The sequence below is a fragment of the Streptomyces sp. NPDC026589 genome (assembly GCF_040638385.1).
Lineage (GTDB): Bacteria > Actinomycetota > Actinomycetes > Streptomycetales > Streptomycetaceae > Streptomyces.
The window spans coordinates 63,912-78,649 of the sequence record NZ_JBEZYG010000020.1 but is presented as its reverse complement, the minus strand read 5'-3'; the positions used below and the strand labels follow the sequence as shown (position 1 = coordinate 78,649).

At 71.9% G+C, this 14,738-nt stretch carries 13 protein-coding genes; 5 read left to right on the top strand and 8 right to left on the bottom strand.

The features are described from left to right. Positions 1 to 221: 221 nt before the first annotated feature. Together AB0F29_RS29595 and AB0F29_RS29590 are read right to left on the bottom strand one after the other, a co-directional pair. Complete coding sequence (locus tag AB0F29_RS29595; RefSeq protein ID WP_361878203.1) at positions 222 to 719, bottom strand: SUKH-3 domain-containing protein; 498 nt, start codon at positions 717 to 719, stop codon at positions 222 to 224. Between the two features lie 10 nt (positions 720 to 729). Continuing rightward, positions 730 to 1,254, bottom strand: coding sequence for a YwqJ-related putative deaminase (locus AB0F29_RS29590; RefSeq protein WP_047177049.1), 525 nt, complete (start codon positions 1,252 to 1,254; stop codon positions 730 to 732). 235 nt (positions 1,255 to 1,489) lie between these two features. On the opposite strand from AB0F29_RS29590, the gene AB0F29_RS29585 reads away from it, so the two are divergent. The 4 genes from AB0F29_RS29585 to AB0F29_RS29570 all read left to right on the top strand — a co-directional run bounded on the left by AB0F29_RS29585 (position 1,490) and on the right by AB0F29_RS29570 (position 7,556). Beyond that, positions 1,490 to 2,467 (top strand): SMI1/KNR4 family protein, encoded by a 978-nt coding sequence (locus AB0F29_RS29585; protein ID WP_361878199.1) that lies wholly within the window; start codon positions 1,490 to 1,492, stop codon positions 2,465 to 2,467. Then, positions 2,464 to 5,031, top strand: coding sequence for an SUKH-4 family immunity protein (locus tag AB0F29_RS29580; RefSeq protein WP_361878197.1), 2,568 nt, complete (start codon positions 2,464 to 2,466; stop codon positions 5,029 to 5,031). Before AB0F29_RS29585 ends, AB0F29_RS29580 begins: the two co-directional genes overlap by 4 nt. Before the next feature lie 269 nt (positions 5,032 to 5,300). After that, positions 5,301 to 6,191, top strand: a complete 891-nt coding sequence (locus tag AB0F29_RS29575; RefSeq protein ID WP_361878194.1) for a cellulose-binding protein — start codon at positions 5,301 to 5,303, stop codon at positions 6,189 to 6,191. Positions 6,192 to 6,404: 213 nt separating this feature from the next. Beyond that, on the top strand, positions 6,405 to 7,556 hold the full coding sequence (locus tag AB0F29_RS29570; protein ID WP_361878422.1) for a cytochrome P450: 1,152 nt from the start codon (positions 6,405 to 6,407) through the stop codon (positions 7,554 to 7,556). A 115-nt stretch (positions 7,557 to 7,671) separates the two neighbouring features. On the opposite strand, the gene AB0F29_RS29565 is transcribed toward AB0F29_RS29570, so the two are convergent. From AB0F29_RS29565 to AB0F29_RS29540, 6 genes are all read right to left on the bottom strand, one after another. After that, complete coding sequence (locus AB0F29_RS29565; protein WP_361878191.1) at positions 7,672 to 8,955, bottom strand: cytochrome P450; 1,284 nt, start codon at positions 8,953 to 8,955, stop codon at positions 7,672 to 7,674. Beyond that, positions 8,952 to 9,566, bottom strand: coding sequence for an ATP/GTP-binding protein (locus AB0F29_RS29560; RefSeq protein ID WP_361878188.1), 615 nt, complete (start codon positions 9,564 to 9,566; stop codon positions 8,952 to 8,954). The genes AB0F29_RS29565 and AB0F29_RS29560 overlap by 4 nt, the downstream gene beginning before the upstream one ends. Continuing rightward, positions 9,547 to 9,903: a DUF742 domain-containing protein gene (locus AB0F29_RS29555; RefSeq protein ID WP_361878185.1), complete on the bottom strand. Its 357-nt coding sequence runs from the start codon at positions 9,901 to 9,903 to the stop codon at positions 9,547 to 9,549. The genes AB0F29_RS29560 and AB0F29_RS29555 overlap by 20 nt, the downstream gene beginning before the upstream one ends. Then, positions 9,900 to 10,316, bottom strand: a complete 417-nt coding sequence (locus AB0F29_RS29550; protein ID WP_007447032.1) for a roadblock/LC7 domain-containing protein — start codon at positions 10,314 to 10,316, stop codon at positions 9,900 to 9,902. The genes AB0F29_RS29555 and AB0F29_RS29550 overlap by 4 nt, the downstream gene beginning before the upstream one ends. Positions 10,317 to 10,429: 113 nt before the next feature. After that, on the bottom strand, positions 10,430 to 12,517 hold the full coding sequence (locus AB0F29_RS29545; protein WP_361878182.1) for an ATP-binding protein: 2,088 nt from the start codon (positions 12,515 to 12,517) through the stop codon (positions 10,430 to 10,432). A gap of 693 nt (positions 12,518 to 13,210) precedes the next feature. Continuing rightward, positions 13,211 to 13,843: a TetR family transcriptional regulator gene (locus AB0F29_RS29540; protein ID WP_361878179.1), complete on the bottom strand. Its 633-nt coding sequence runs from the start codon at positions 13,841 to 13,843 to the stop codon at positions 13,211 to 13,213. 52 nt (positions 13,844 to 13,895) lie between these two features. On the opposite strand from AB0F29_RS29540, the gene AB0F29_RS29535 reads away from it, so the two are divergent. Continuing rightward, the gene (locus tag AB0F29_RS29535) at positions 13,896 to 14,660 is read left to right on the top strand and encodes an SDR family oxidoreductase (RefSeq protein WP_361878176.1); all 765 of its coding nucleotides are present in this window, start codon (positions 13,896 to 13,898) and stop codon (positions 14,658 to 14,660) included. The last annotated feature ends 78 nt before the right edge of the window (positions 14,661 to 14,738 follow it).

Sequence of the window (14,738 nt, the reverse complement as noted above, 5' to 3'; positions counted from 1 at the left end):
CATTTCAGCCCGTCCGGCGTTTGAGGACGGAACCCTGGGCGTGGGGAGCGGCGACCCTTCCGGGGCCGGGAAGCGATGGTGCCTCTCCGCGTCCCGGAAGTGATGGTGCCCGTTCGTCCCGGGCGACGGTTCCGTCCTCAAGCGCCGGACGGGCTGGAGGGTGTGGCCGGGGGCGTCGTCAAGCGCCGGACGGGCCGGAGGGGTGGCCGGGCAGGCCGGGATCAGGCGGAGGTCAGGCGGGCCGGTTGGGTGCCGGTTACCAGGGTGGCCAGGGCCTCGTCGATGTCCTGGCCCAGGAACCAGTCGCCCGTGTGGTCGATGCTGTACACCCGGCCCTCCGTGTCGATCGCCAGGACGGCCTGCTCCTCGCCCTCCGCCCCGAGCGGGCTGACCTCCGTCTCCAGGGCGCGGCCGAGGTCCGCGAGGGTCCGCGCCAGGTGGAGGCCGCTGAGCGGGTCGATGCGCACGGCGGCGGGCGCGATCTGCCGGCCGGGTGCGGACGCGGTGATGTGGAGGCCGCCGAACTCCGCCCAGGCCTCGACCGCGGCCGGGAAGACCGCGTGCTGGTGGCCGGCCGGTGAGGCGTGGGAGCGCAGGGCGTCGGCCCATTCCTCGGCCTGGCGGATGTCCCAGCGTCCGGGCTGCCAGCCCGCTTCGCGCAGGGCGGCGTCGACGGCGACGGGGAATCGGGTGGAGGAGTGCTGCTGGCGGTCGGGCATCGGTGGGCGGTCAGCCCTTCTCGGCGGTGGTCGCGGTGCCGGTGGAGGTCAGGTCGACGGGGCGTACGCCGAAGTGGGACAGGAGTGCGGAGCAGGAGCGGCAGGGTGGTGCGTAGCTGCCGTGGAGGGGGTCGCCGTCCTCGCGGATGCGGCGGGCGGTGAGCCGGGAGTGTTTGAGCGCGCGGCGCGCTTCCCCGTTGGTCAGGGGTTTTCGCTGGGCGCGTTTGGAGCGCCCGCTCTCGGCGGCGGTGAGTTGGCGTGAGAGCAGTATGGCTTCGGGGCAGCGGCCGGTGAAGCGTTCGCGCTGGCCGCTGGTGAGGGTGTCGAGGAAGTCCTGGACGAGCGGGTGCAGCACCGGTGGCTGGTCCCCCTTGCCGGCGGTGCAGGTCAGCGTCTCGCCGCGTACGGACAGCGCGGCGGCCACGGCGGGGAGAATCCCGTCGCGGCGGTGGATCAGTCGGGGCGTACGGCTGGTTTCGGTGCTGCTCCAGCTGAGGCGCGGATCCCCTGATGTGACGGTTTGTGTGGAATGCATCGTGCTGACGTCCCTCCCTGCAATCCCCCGAGTTGCGGGGACAGCCTGCCAAATGTGCCAGGTGGTGGGGAAGCTGGGTCGGGCAAACGTGTCCGCGTGTCGCCCCGAGGTGCGGGGCTGCCGCCTCACCGTCACGCGAATGTGACCGTTCGTGACGGTTCCGGCGGGACGGGATCCGCTGGTGCCCCACCGCTTAGGCTGTGCGGAACACCGGACGCAGCAGGGGGCAACAGCCATGACGACAGGTCGGCTCGGGCAGCAAGCCGCGCCACCGAACGCCGCCTACGCCGGGCAGGTCGTGAACTTCCCGGACCCGGTCCGGGCGTCCCGTCACCCCAGAGGGGTGCGGATGGACGGGAGCGGCCACCCGGTTCTTTCGCCGTACGCGCGTGCCGCCGCCGAGATCGCCGATCCGCCTCCGGGCTTCGGTATCGATGAGCTGCGCCTCACCGACTATGTGTCGGCGAACGCGGCGTTGGCGGCGAGCGGTCACGACCTGTGGGACACGATTCCCGCGGTGGCGACCCCGCACGGCTGGACCTGGCATCACGTGCCGGGCGGTCGGCGGATGGAGCTGGTGCCGGTCGAGGTGAAGGCGCTGCTGCGTCATCACGGCGGTCTGGCGGGTACGGACGTGGATCAGGACCGGCGTGGCACCCGCCCGTTGCAGGAGACCCGCCCGGCGCACTTCCGGCTGCCCAGGGGTGCGGCCGCGGTGAGCGAGCAGCAGGTCCAGGGTGTCGAGGAGGACCTCGGGTACCGGCTGCCGGGTGCGTACCGCTCGTTCCTGAAGGCGGCGGGCGGTTCGGCCCCGGTGGGCGCGGCGTTGGACGCGGAGCTGGGGCTGCTGGTGGACCAGCCGTTCTTCACGGTGCGTGACGAGGCCGCGGTGAACGATCTGGTGTACGTGAACAAGTGTCTGCGGGACCACTTCACCAAGGATTTCCTGGGCGTCGCGTTCGTCCAGGGCGGGATTCTCGCTGTGAAGGTGCGCGGCCAGGACCCTGGTTCGGTGTGGTTCTGCCCGTACGACGATGCCCGGGACCAGGACGGCTGGAGTGTCCAGGAGCGTGTGGAGCGGCTGTTGCTGCCCTGCGGTGCGGACTTCGACGCCTTCCTCCAGCGGTTGGCGGGCAATCCGCCGGAGTTGGAGACCGTGGCGAACCTGATGGTGGACGGTGGCTTCGCGCGCGCCGTCCCGGTGGAGGGGTGAGCGCGGTGGTGACTTTCGCGCAGGCGCAGGAGCGGGCGGACGAGTGGGTCAACGGTGACGTGCCCGCGTATCAGCACCGTGAGGTGCGGGTCCGTGAGTTCGAGCTGGGTTTCGTGGTGTGGGCCGAGGACCGGGCGGAGGGCCCTGTTTCGGACGGGGGCCGTCAGCGGCTGGTGATCGCGCGGGACAGCGGTGAGGCGACGTTGTGGCCGGGGTTGCCGGTGGGTGAGGTGATCCGGCGGTACGAGGAGGAGTACGGGACTCCGGCCGGTGTGCCTCTCGCGGCTCCCGAGCCGCCGCAGCGGGTGGATCTGAATCAGACGTCGTTCCTGTTGACGCCGCCGGAGTGGCTCCAGGAGGCGGCGGACAAGCTGGGGATTCCGGATCATCGTGCGGAGCGCCGGGAGTCGGCGGAGGCGGCCGCGGCCGCCTCCGGTGCGCCGACCGCCCCTGCCGCTTCCGCTTCCGTTTCCGCTCCGGCTCCGGCTTCCGCTCCCGTTTCCGAGCGCGGGCCCGTGTCCTCCGCTGTCGCGGACGTGTCGTCGCCGCCTTCCTCGCCCGCTTCCGTCGGGGGTTCCGCCGCTTCGTGGCCCGCTGCCGGTGGTGGCGACGCCCACGAGCCCACGGCCTCCGACGGTGTGCCCGCGGGGGCGACCCCCTGGGCGGGTACGGACACCAACTCGGACTCCGACGACGGGGCGGTTCCGCTGCCGGCGACGGTGTTCGCGCCGCCGCTGTCGGGCACGGACGACGAGGAGGCCCCGCCGCCGGTCGTCCCGGCGGAGGCGCCCACGGCCCTGATGTCCGGGGGCAGTCAGCTGCCGCGTACGCAGGTGGCGCAGGCGCTCCGCCCGGACCAGGGTCCCCCGGGTGGGGCCGGTGACATCGCGGACGCGGCCACCAGCAAGGCGGTCGCGCCGCCGCGCGGGGCTCGTGGGGCCGGTTCGTCGACCCCGCCGCCGCCCGGTGCCCCGGGGGTTCCGGGGATGCCGCCCGGTGCGACGCCGCCGCCTTCGGGTCCGGGTGCGCCCGGTGCTCCGGCGGGCGGGTACCTCCCGACGCAGCTCGTGTCCCAGCTCGGTCCGCCCGGTGCCACACCGCCGGGTCCGCCGCCGGGTTCCACCCCGCCTCCCGGACCTCCCGGCCCGCCCGGCCCGCCCGGTCCTCCTGGTTCCACGCCGCCTCCGGGCGGGGGGATGCACCATGCCGCGACGATGTTCGCCGACGGGAGCAGCATCGGTGCGGGCGTCGCGGGTGCGCCCAGGCCGCCGGGTCCGCCCGGTGCCCCGGGGGTCCCGCAGCCTCCCGGTCCGCCCGGTGTTCCGGGTGCGCCGCAGCCTCCCGGTCCGCCGGGTCCGCCGCCCGGTTCCACGCCGCCTCCCGGTGGCGGGGTGCACCACGCGGAGACGATGTTCGCGGCTCCGGGGAAGGTCGGGCCGCCGGGTCCTCCTGGTCCGCCCGGGGCCCCTGGCGCTTCGCCGGTGGGGGCCCCCGGTCCCGTACCGCAGCCGCCTGGTCCGCCCGGTCCGCCGCCCGGTGGGCACACTCCGCCGCCGGCGGCGTACGGCTATCCGCAGCAGCCCACCGGTCAGCCGACCGTGGGCCCCGGCTACCAGGCCGTGCTGCGGTTCCGGGCTCCGGACGGCAGCGAGCAGCAGCTGATCCGCCGTTCGGCGCCGGGCACCCCGCACCCCGAGTGGCAGATGCTGCACGAGCTGCGGGCGATGAACGTGCCGCCGCAGCAGGTCATCGAGCTGCACACGGAGCTGGAGTCCTGTGAGCTGCCGGGCGGGTACTGCGCCCGGATGATCCGGGAGACCTGGCCGCAGGTGCGGATCACCAGCGTCGCTCCGTACGGCACGGATCACGCCAGTCGGCAGCAGGGCATGCGGCATCTGCTGACGCACCAGGGCGAGCTGCACCAGGTCGCGGACGGCCCTGCGCGGCCGGCGCCGGTGCGGGCGCCGCTGCCGCAGATGCCGCCCGCGCCCGCGCTGCCGCCGGAGGCGGTGGCCGAGGAGTTGGCGCAGGCGTTCGGTCCGCAGGGCATCCTGCGGTTCGACCAGCGGGCGGTGTCCCGTCAGGGGGTGCCGGAGATCGTCGCGCACACCCTGGTGTGGGCGGGGCTGCCCGCCGATTTCGGGCCGTTTTTCTGGGCGCAGCCGGGGCAGCCGGTGGTGCCGACGCTGGCCGAGCTGGCGGCGCAGCGTCAGGTGCGGCCCGCGCCGGACGCGGGGTCGTATCTGGTGATGGGCACGGACTTCGGCCGGGCGATCTGTGTGCAGTACGGGACGGCGAACATCGTGGCGGTGCCGGTGGAGGCGGGCCCCGGCGGGCAGTCGGTGCCGCCGCAGTTCGTGAACACCGGGCTGCCGGAGTTCGTGCGGTCGATGGCGTTGCTGGGCCGGATGTGGCGGCTGCGGTTCGGCCTGAACCCGGAGCAGGCGGGCCGCTGGACCGTCGATTTCCAGGCACAGCTGGTGGCGCTGGACCCGGCGGCGCTGGCGTCGCCGGAGAGCTGGTGGTCGGTGCTGCTGGAGCAGATGTGGGACGGCCTGATCTGAGCCGTACGCGGAGCTGAGCGGCGAGCGCGTACGAGGCGCCCGGACCCGGAAGGGCCCGGGCGCCTCCTTGCGTACCGGGGTGCACCGGGATGTGTACCGGGACGCCTGGCCGATGATCACCGGTTCGCCCGGATCTGTGATGCCGGTCGCTTCCGGCCGGAATGCCGCTGATCGATTCCGACTTCCGGCACCAATTGCCGCATCCTTGACGTGTTACGGGTGTCGGAGCGTGGCAGAGCGTGTCGGCGGGTCGGAGAGAGGTTTCAGGGATGAGTGCTGGACCGGTGTCCGCGTACGACGTCGTCGGTGTGCGGGGGCGTGGTTACCGCCCGGAGCAGGTGGACCGGGCGACGGCCACCCTGATCGCCGAGCGGGACGGGGCGCTCGCCGAGCTCGCCCGGCTGACGGGCCGGGTGGAGGAGCTGCTCGCCGAGTCCGCCCGGCTGGCGGAGACCGTCGCGACGCTGCCCGTGCAGGACTACGCGGAGCTGGGGGAGCGGGCGCAGCGGATCCTGGCGCTGGCAGAGAGCGAGGCGGAGGCCCTGCACGCCGACGCGGTCGCGGCGGGCCAGGCGCTGCGGGACGCGGCCGAGGCGGCGGGCCGGGCGGCCGGGGACGCGGCGCGCGAGGCGGCCGGCGAGGTGCGTGGGGCGGCGGACCGGGCGGCCGACGAGCGGGTGGCCGGGGCGGTCCGGGAGGCGGAGGGCCTGCTCGCCGCGGCCCGGCAGGACGCCGAGGAGGTGCGGGCGGCGGCCGCTTCCGCGATGGCGGCGATCCGTGACCGTACGGCGAGCGTGCTGGCCCACCAGGAGCAGGAGCAGGCGGAGCGTCTCAAGGCGGCCGAGGCCGAACTGGCCGCCGAGGACGCGGCGTCGGAGGCCCGGTTCGCGGGGCTGACCGAGCGGGCGGAGGCGCTGCTCGCGGAGGCGGGCCGGGACCTCGCCGCCACGCAGGAGGCGGCCCGGCACGGCCAGGAGGACGCGGAGGCGCGGGCGGCGGAGCTGCTGGCCGAGGCCCGGGTCCGCGAGGAGCGGGTGGTGCGGGAGACGGAGCGGATCCTGCGGGAGCACGACGAGGGCCGCGAGGAGGCCCAGGCGCACATGGCGCATGTGCGCAGCTCGCTGGCGGCGCTGACGGGGCGGGTGGCGTCGGAGGACTGAGGACTGAGGACTGAACGGGTACCGGCAGGTCGCAAAGTCCCGGCAGTCGCAACGGGTGGCAACTCTTGACGAACGCGTGTTCTCAGGAGGTGATGGAAGCGTTCAGTTCCCACGTATCCGTTCCCCGTTCAGCAGGGAGTGTGCATGTCGGTCCCAGCGCCGGACATTTTGTCACCGGAGTTCGAGAAAGATCCGTATCGGGCGTATCGCCTGATGCGTCAGGACACGCCTCTGATGTGGCACGAGGCCACCGGAAGTTACATCGTCTCGCGTTACGAGGACGTCGAGCGCGTCTTCAAGGACAAAGAAGGCGAATTCACCACGGAGAACTACGACTGGCAGATCGAGCCCGTGCACGGGCGGACGATTCTCCAGCTCAGCGGGCGTGAGCACGCCGTGCGTCGGGCCCTGGTCGCGCCGGCCTTCCGGGGCAGCGACCTGCGCGAGAAGTTTTTACCGGTCATCGAGCGCAATTCGCGCGAATTGATCGACAGGTTCCGCGATGCGGGTTCCGTCGATCTGGTCGCCGACTATGCCACCCGCTTTCCTGTCAACGTCATTGCCGACATGCTCGGACTGGACAAGTCCGACTATGAGCGCTTTCACGGCTGGTACACGGCCGTCATCGCGTTTCTCGGCAATCTCTCCGGTGATCCGGAGGTGACCCGGGCCGGTGAGCGTACGCGCGTCGAGTTCGCCGAGTACATGCTGCCGATCATCCGGAAGCGGCGGGAGGCGCCGGGCGACGATCTGCTGTCGACCCTGTGCACCGCGGAGGTCGACGGCGTCCGGATGGGCGACGAGGACATCAAGGCGTTCTGCAGTCTGCTGCTGGCCGCCGGGGGCGAGACCACCGACAAGGCCATCGCCGGTATCTTCACCAATCTGCTGAGCCACCCCGAGCAGTTGGAGGCGGTCCGCGCCGATCGCACCCTGATACCCCGGGCCTTCGCCGAGACGCTGCGCTACACGCCGCCGGTCCACATGATCATGCGCAAGTCGGCGACGGAGGTGGCGCTCGGCGGCGGCACCGTACCGGCGGGTTCCACCGTCACGTGTCTGATAGGCGCCGCCAACCGTGACGAGGACCGCTACCGGAATCCCGATGTCTTCGACATCTTCCGTGAGGACCTGACCGCCACGAACGCCTTCTCGGCTGCGGCCGACCATCTCGCCTTCGCGCTCGGCCGGCACTTCTGCGTCGGTGCTCTGCTGGCCAAGGCCGAGGTGGAGATCGGGGTGGGCCAGTTGCTGGACGCGATGCCGGATCTGCGGCTGGCCGAAGGCTTCGACCCGGTGGAGCGGGGTGTCTTCACCCGGGGGCCGCAGAGCCTGCCGGTCCGCTTCACGCCGGTGTCCGGCTGACCGGAACGTCGGCTGTCCGACTGTCCGGCTGACCGGAACGTCGACGTCGACCCGAGCGGCCGGATCCGCCACGGACTCCGGCCGCTCGCACCGAATCGGTGCCGACGGACCCGCCCTAGTGGGCCATCGGGCTGAACTGGACGGGCAGCGTCGACAGCCCGCGCATCCAGATCGAAGGACGCCAGGAGAGCTCCGCCGGCTCGACCGCCAGCATCAGGTCCGGCAACTGTTCCAGCAGCGTCTCCACCGCCGTACGGGCCATCACGTCGGCCAGCAGCGGCGCGGGGTAGGGGCAGCGGTGTTCACCGCCGCTGAACGACAGGTGCGCGGAGTTCTCGGCGCCGACGTAACTCTCCGGCCAGATCTCCGGGTCGGTGTTGGCCGCGGCGAGCCCGAGGACCAGGCAGTCGCCCGCCCGGATGTGCCGGCCGCCGAGCTGGGTGTCCCGTACGGCCCAGCGGCCGATGAAGTTCTGCGTCGGGGTGTCGAGCCACAGCACCTCGTTGAGCGCCTCGCCGACGCTGAGCCGCCCGCCGGAGACGTTCAGCGCGAAGCGTTCGTCCGTCAGGAGCAGCCGCAGGGTGTTGCAGATCCAGTTCGCGGTGGGCTGCTGGGCGGCGGCGATCACGGAGATCAGGTCCTGGACGATCTCCTCGTCCGTGAGGCCGGCCCCGTGCGTCACCATGCGGGAGGTGACGTCGGTGCCGGGCGCCGCCCGCTTGTCCTTGACCAGTTGGCGCAGCCGGTCGCCGACGCGCCCGTAGGCCGCCACCGGGTCGTCGCCCTCGCCGGCGTCGAGGGAGATGCGCAGGTCGTCCACCAACTGCTGGGTGTCGGAGCCCGACACCGGCATGCCGCACATCTGGACCACGGCCCGCATCGGCAGGGCGTGGACGTAACTGCTCATCAGTTCCGTCCGGCCGCTTCCGGCGAACTCCGCGATGAGCCGGTCGGCGATGCGCCGGCAGTCGCGTGCCAGCTCGAACTGGTCGATGCCTTCGAGGGCTTCGGTGATGACGCCGGCCCTGCGCCGGTGTTCGTCGCCCTCGGTGAAGAGCACCGACGGCTGGTAGCCGACGAACGGCATCAGCGGCCAGTCCGGGGGGATGGTCTCCCACTGGTTCCAGCGGCGCGAGTCCCGCGCGAACAGCTCGTCGTGCGTGGTGACATAGGACAGTTCGGCGTAGCCGAGGACCAGCCAGGCCGGAACGTCACCGTCGAGCAGGACCGGCGCCACCGCCCCGTGCTCCCGTCGCAGCGAGCGGTAGAGCTCGGTTGGCGTCTGCTGGTAGGAGGCTCCGGACAGCCGCACCGCGCCGGCGCCGCCACCGGCACCGACCGGGCAGCCGGAGGGGGCCCGGGGATCGAAGGAGGGACTGGAGGGACTGGAGGTGCTCATGGTGTCGTCTCCCGGGCGATGGCCATCGTGCGCAGATGGTCGACGAGCGTGATCAGGACGTTCTTGCTGGACCGCCGGACCCGGGCGTCGCAGTCGATCATCGGGATGTGCTCGGGCAGCGCCAGGGCCTGACGGATCTCGTCGAGGGGGTGGGCGAGGTCGTCGTCGAAGCGGTTGACCGCCACCACGAACGGGGTGCCGTGGTGTTCCAGCCGGTCGATCGCGTACCAGGAGTCGTCCATGCGGCGGGTGTCCACGAGGACCACGGCGCCGAGCGTGCCGGAGAACAGGCGGTCCCACAGGAACCAGAAGCGCTCCTGGCCCGGGGCGCCGAACAGGTACAGCACGATGCGCTCGTTGAGGCTGATGCGCCCGAAGTCGAAGGCGACCGTGGTGGTCGTCTTGCCGTCGACGCCGTCCGTCTCGTCGACGCCGACGCCCGCCTGCGTCATCACCTCTTCGGTGTTCAGCGGCCGGATCTCGCTCACCGAGTGGACGAGCGTGGTCTTGCCGACGCCGAATCCTCCGACGACGACTATCTTCAGGCCGGTTTCCGCGGCGTCGGCCAGCGGCGTGCGCCGGTCCGGCAGCTCATAGCTTCCGGAGTCCATGGAGCACCTCCTTCAGCAGGTCGGAGTCGGGGAGCGCGTTGGGCGATGCGGCCGAGCGCGGGTGGCGGGCGGTGATACGGCCCATGTCGTGGAGGTCGTCCAGCAGGATGCGGACCACGGTGACGGGGAGCGAGAGTTCGGCGGCGATCTCGACCACGGCGGTCGGGTGGCGGCACAGGTCGAGGATCCGCGCGTGCTCCGACTGCATTCCGGCGGTGGGCCGGCACTCGCTGACGACCAGGGTCACCAGGTCGAAGGAGTCCGCGGAGCGGCTGCGTCCGCCGGTGACCGTGTAGAGCCGGTCGGGAGCTCCGGTGTCGACGGGGCGAAGGGTCATGACGCGCTCCTCGGCACCTCGCCGCGTGGTGCGGCGCGCAGGTGCTCGCCGATCTGCTCGACCATCTCGGTCATCTGGTGGCCCACCACGCTGGGGTCGGCCTCCTCCGTGGCGACGACGGCCAGATGCGCGCCTTCACCGGCTTCGACGATGAAGAGCAGGCCGCCGTGGAACTCGGTCATCGAGTGCCGGACGCCTCCGGTGCTGTCGCCGAACTCGATGGAGGCGCCCTGGGCGAGCGCCTGCATGCCCGAGCAGATGGCCGCCAGTTGATCGGCCTGGTCGAGGGTGAGGTGCTCGGTCCAGCAGAGCTTGAGCCCGTCGCGTGACAGGGCCAGGGCGTGCCGGGTGCCGGGGGTCTGCTCGAGGAGCCTCTGCAGGAGCCAGGTGAGGCTGTTGTCTGTGGTCTGCATGACGAGTGACGGGACCGCGGCGCCGGGGGAGCGGCGAGGGCCCGCACCTCCAATCTCGGGTGTTCGAGCGAGCGCGTCCGGTGACCGGACACCGAACGGATGGGCGTTCCGGGTTACGGAGCGGTGGTCGGCGGTACGGTCCCGCCGTCGGGTCCTTCGGCTCTGCCGTCGGGGTCTCCGGCCCTGCCTTCGGGATATCCGGGAGCGCCTCCGGGACTGCCTGGACTGCCTCCGGGATTGCTCGCGGGCTTGGTGCCGCGCCGGAAGGCGCCGAACTGCTGTCCCGCGCTGCGTGGCGGTGAGGTCCGCGGCGCGTTGCCGCGCGGGTCCCCCGGAGCAGCGGGCGCGGGCGAGCCGCGGTGGCGGCCGCGCTCCCGGTCCGCCTCCGCCATGGTGCGGCCGGGGGTACGTACGGGCAGACCGCCGGGGGTGGAACTCACCGCCGGGCTTGCGGCCTCCCGCCCGTGCTCGCGCGGACGGACCACGAGGTGGTTCTCCGCCGGTGCGGGCGCCGGAGGCGTTACGGCGGTGGGCGCGTCCGCTCCGGGGCCGGAGGGCGTCAGGGGCGCGGGAGTGACGGGCGGCGGCGTGGAGGACGGTGACGGCTGTACGGGCGTGGGCTCGGGTGCGGCCGGAGGCGCCGGGGAAGGCGGTGCGGCGGGAGACGCCGGGGAAGCCGGTGCGGCGGGAGGCGCCTGGTAAGCCGGTGTGGCCGGTGCCGGGGAGGCGGGCGCAGGCGGCGTCGGGGCCGGCGCCTCTGCCTGTGCGGCTGAGGCGGGTGCGGCGACCGCCCGCTGAACCGGAGCCGGGTGGTTCTCCCGGGGCTCCTGCGCGATCAGATGCCGGGGCAGCAGGACGACCACGCCGGTGCCGCCGCGCGAGGACGGGCGGTAATTGACGCTGATCCGGTGCTTGAGCGCGAGCCGTCCGACGACGGCGAGGCCGAGCCGGGTGCCCTGGAGGGTCGCGAGGTCCGTCGTCCGGCCGGCGACGGAGTCCGCCGCCCGTCGCATCGCCGCGTCGGCCATCTTCAGACCGCTGTCCTCGATGGTGACGACGATGCCGGTGCCGCGTTCCTCGACGTAGACGTGCACCTCGTCGATGGGCGGGGAGAAGTTGGCGGCGTTGTCCATCAGTTCGGCGAGCAGGTGCATGACGCCTTCGGCGGCGAAGCCGGAGATGGAGACGTTGGAGGAGCAGTGCAGCCGTACGCGCTGGTAGGCGGCGATGCGGCCGACCGCGCCGCGCAGGATGCTCTCCATGACGATCGGCCTGTTCCAGGCGCGGCTCGGCCGGCCGCCCATCAGCAGTGCCAGCCGGTCGGTCATCAGGCCGAGCTGCGAGGTGCTGTGGTCCAGCTTCAGCAGATCCCCGAACACCTCTTCGCCGTGACGTTCCTGCATGTTCCGGAGATCGGCGAGCATGCTGACGGACTTCGCCTGGACCCGGCTGAGCGCCTTGGCCGACGCGGTCGTCGCCGCGAGAGCGCGGCGCTCGCTCAGGGCGAGCTCCCGGAGCACCGCCTCGACCGACGCGCGCAGCAGCGGCTGCTCCGGCAGGTATACCTCGGACTGCACGGTGGCGCCGGACTCGCCGTCACGGAGCCTGGCGACCACGCCCGGCAGCGTCTCACGCGTGAACCGGTCCACCTCGGATGTCAGCGCGTGCAGCTCCTCACGGAGCCGTGCGTTCTCCGCTCCCAGCTCGTCGTGGACCCGGGTGCTCTCCGTCCGCAGCGCGGCGGTCTGCTGCGCCTGCCCTTCGACCGTGGTCGCGAGGACGTGCAGCAGCTTGCGCTGGCGCGGGCTGCGCGGCAACGGGACCCGGCCGAGGGCGTCGGCGGCCTTCACCCCGCCGCGTACCAGCTGGATCAACGCGGGCAGCGCCACGTCGGCTGTGTGCGCCGTGTCCGTTTCGAGAGCGGCCAGCGAGGCCTTGAGCTGTTCGGCCTCCGCGCCCTTGGCCGAGGCCGAGCGCCGAGCCCGGCGGGTGACGCCGTGAGCGGTGGCAAGGGTGACGGCCAGGGCCACCCAGGCGGTGAGCACCACCGCCACGACCCAGCCGCGCGCTTCCGAGGGCGCCAGGGTCGCTGCCACGGCTCCGGCGACGGCACACGCCGACAACACGGCCACGAGCGGGGCTATCGCGGCCCTCGGCGCTTTCCTCGGCCGGTGCTGACTGGCTGGTGCGGGTTTCGGCATGGATGCGGTTCCCTCAGTTCTACCGGGCAGAAGGTATGCGCCGCTCCGAGAAGGTGCAGATCACCTTGGTGCATCGGAGGAAAGCGGAAGCGGTCTTTCCTGTCAGGGGTTGACCACATCGTAGACATGCTTGTGCGGCGGATGATCCGGTCTGCGGCATAGTCCGTAGGCAGAGTAATTTTGTCGAGAAGTGACCAGTGGGCTTTGGGTGTTGTGGTACTTGCGAGGCGGCGCGCTCGTGAGGGCGGGCGCCGGGGCGAACCTGGCTGCCGGACGGTGCACAGGTGTGTGCGATGCACCCACCGATGGACCTCGGACGAAGCCGTGAATCAAGCCGCGAAGCGGAGACGGCAGCTACGGAGGAATTCTTTTCAGTCAATCTGGAAAACCTCGCCGTGCCGTTCGACAGGGCGAGGCGGCATCGGTAGATCCGGGATGTCACCGGTAAGTGCTCAGTGACACCAGTAAGCAGCTGCTTCTCAGCGCCGCTTCTGAGTGGCCTCGGGTCTGGCTTTGTTCACGAGTGCGAGTGTCGACAGCGATTGTTCAGCACGCCGGGAGGCACCGGAACCGCGCCGTGTTCGATGGTCGAGGCAGGAGACGGCGCCGGGTCCGTGTCGCTCGGTGGCGGCAGCCCCGTCAACAGGGGCGTCGGCCGGATCGGACCTGCCCCAGGGGCGTTCGTGGGCCGCCTCAGTCCTTCCGGTAGGGGGCGACGGCGTCATCACCGAAGGACGCGGCGAGCGCCCGTGTGATCAGGTCGGGCAGCTTGGTGTGTCCGTCGTCTTCGGCCCAACGCGTCAGCGCCGTGTGCATCGCGGCCATGCAGGCGCTGGTCGCCGCCTGGGCGCGGAACGCGGCGTCGGGATCGGTCGCGTCATCCCCGAGGGCGTCGACGATGGCCTGTTGCAGCGCGTACTGACTGTCCAGGTGCCGGGCCCGCAGCGCGGGCGTCGAGACCATGAGCCGGAGGCAGTCCAGCAGGAACCGCTCGTTCGCCCCCGGTTCGTCCCCGCTGTCGCCGGTCAAGACCGTGGCCGCGTCGATGAGCGCGCCGCCGACGCGGCGCACCAGGGGATGCGTCGCGGGCGACGCGGCGACCTGCTCGGCGATGAGCTGGGCGGGCTGGTCGATGAGGACGAGGTCCTCCTTGGTGGGAAAGTGCCGGTACACGGTCATGGCCGAGACGCCGGCGGCCTCGGCGACGTCGGCCACCGTCACCGCGTCGTAGCCGTGGTCGGTGAACAGCCGCACCGCGTGCGCTTGGACCAGACGCCGCGTCTCGGATCGCCGTCGTTCCCGCAGGGTTGGTTGCCGCTCACTCATGTGCTAGACACTACCATCATGTTAGTGACTAACACTTGGATGGAGTGAAGACATGGGTGATCTGACGGGCAGAACGGCTTTGGTGACGGGCGCGTCGCGCGGCATCGGGCAGACGATCGCCGCTCGGCTCGCAGCCGAAGGGGCCACGGTCATCGTGCACTTCGGCACGGATGAGAGCGGGGCGGCCGCGACGGTCGACGCGATCGAACGTGCCGGTGGGACCGCCTTCTCCGTCCGTGCCGAACTGGGCGTGGACGGCGACGTCGAGACACTTTTCGCCGGTGTGGAGGCCGGCTTGGCCGGTCGGCCGCTCGACATCCTGGTCAACAACGCGGCAGCCGCACCGGCCGGCCCGCTCGGCGTGACGACCCGGGCAGAGTTCGACCACTTGTTCGCGGTGAACGTGCGAGCGCCGTACTTCATCATCGAGCGAGCGCTGCCTCTGTTGAGCGAGGGCGCCCGGATCGTCTCGGTCTCGTCGGTGGCGACCCGGATGGCCAACTCGGCCCAGACGTCCTTCGCCATGACGAAGGGCGCGATCGAGACGATGACCAGAACCATCGCCGTCCAACTCGGCCCCCGAAGGATCACGGTGAACGCGGTCGCTCCTGGGGCCACCAGGACGGCGACCAACGGAGCTGTCTTCGACACGCCGGGCCTCACCGAACAGATATCCGGTATGACGGCACTCAACCGGCTGGGCGGGCCCGACGACGTAGCCGATGTGGTCGCCTTCCTCGCCTCCCACGCCGCCCGCTGGGTCACTGGTCAGATCATCGACGCGAGCGGTGGCCTGTTCCTCGGCCCACGCGTCTGACCGAGGAGGGCCAAGCGACGGCGGCGCGTCGTGTAGCTCCACGTGGTGGGCCGGCTGTGCGGCATCCGGCCACGCCGC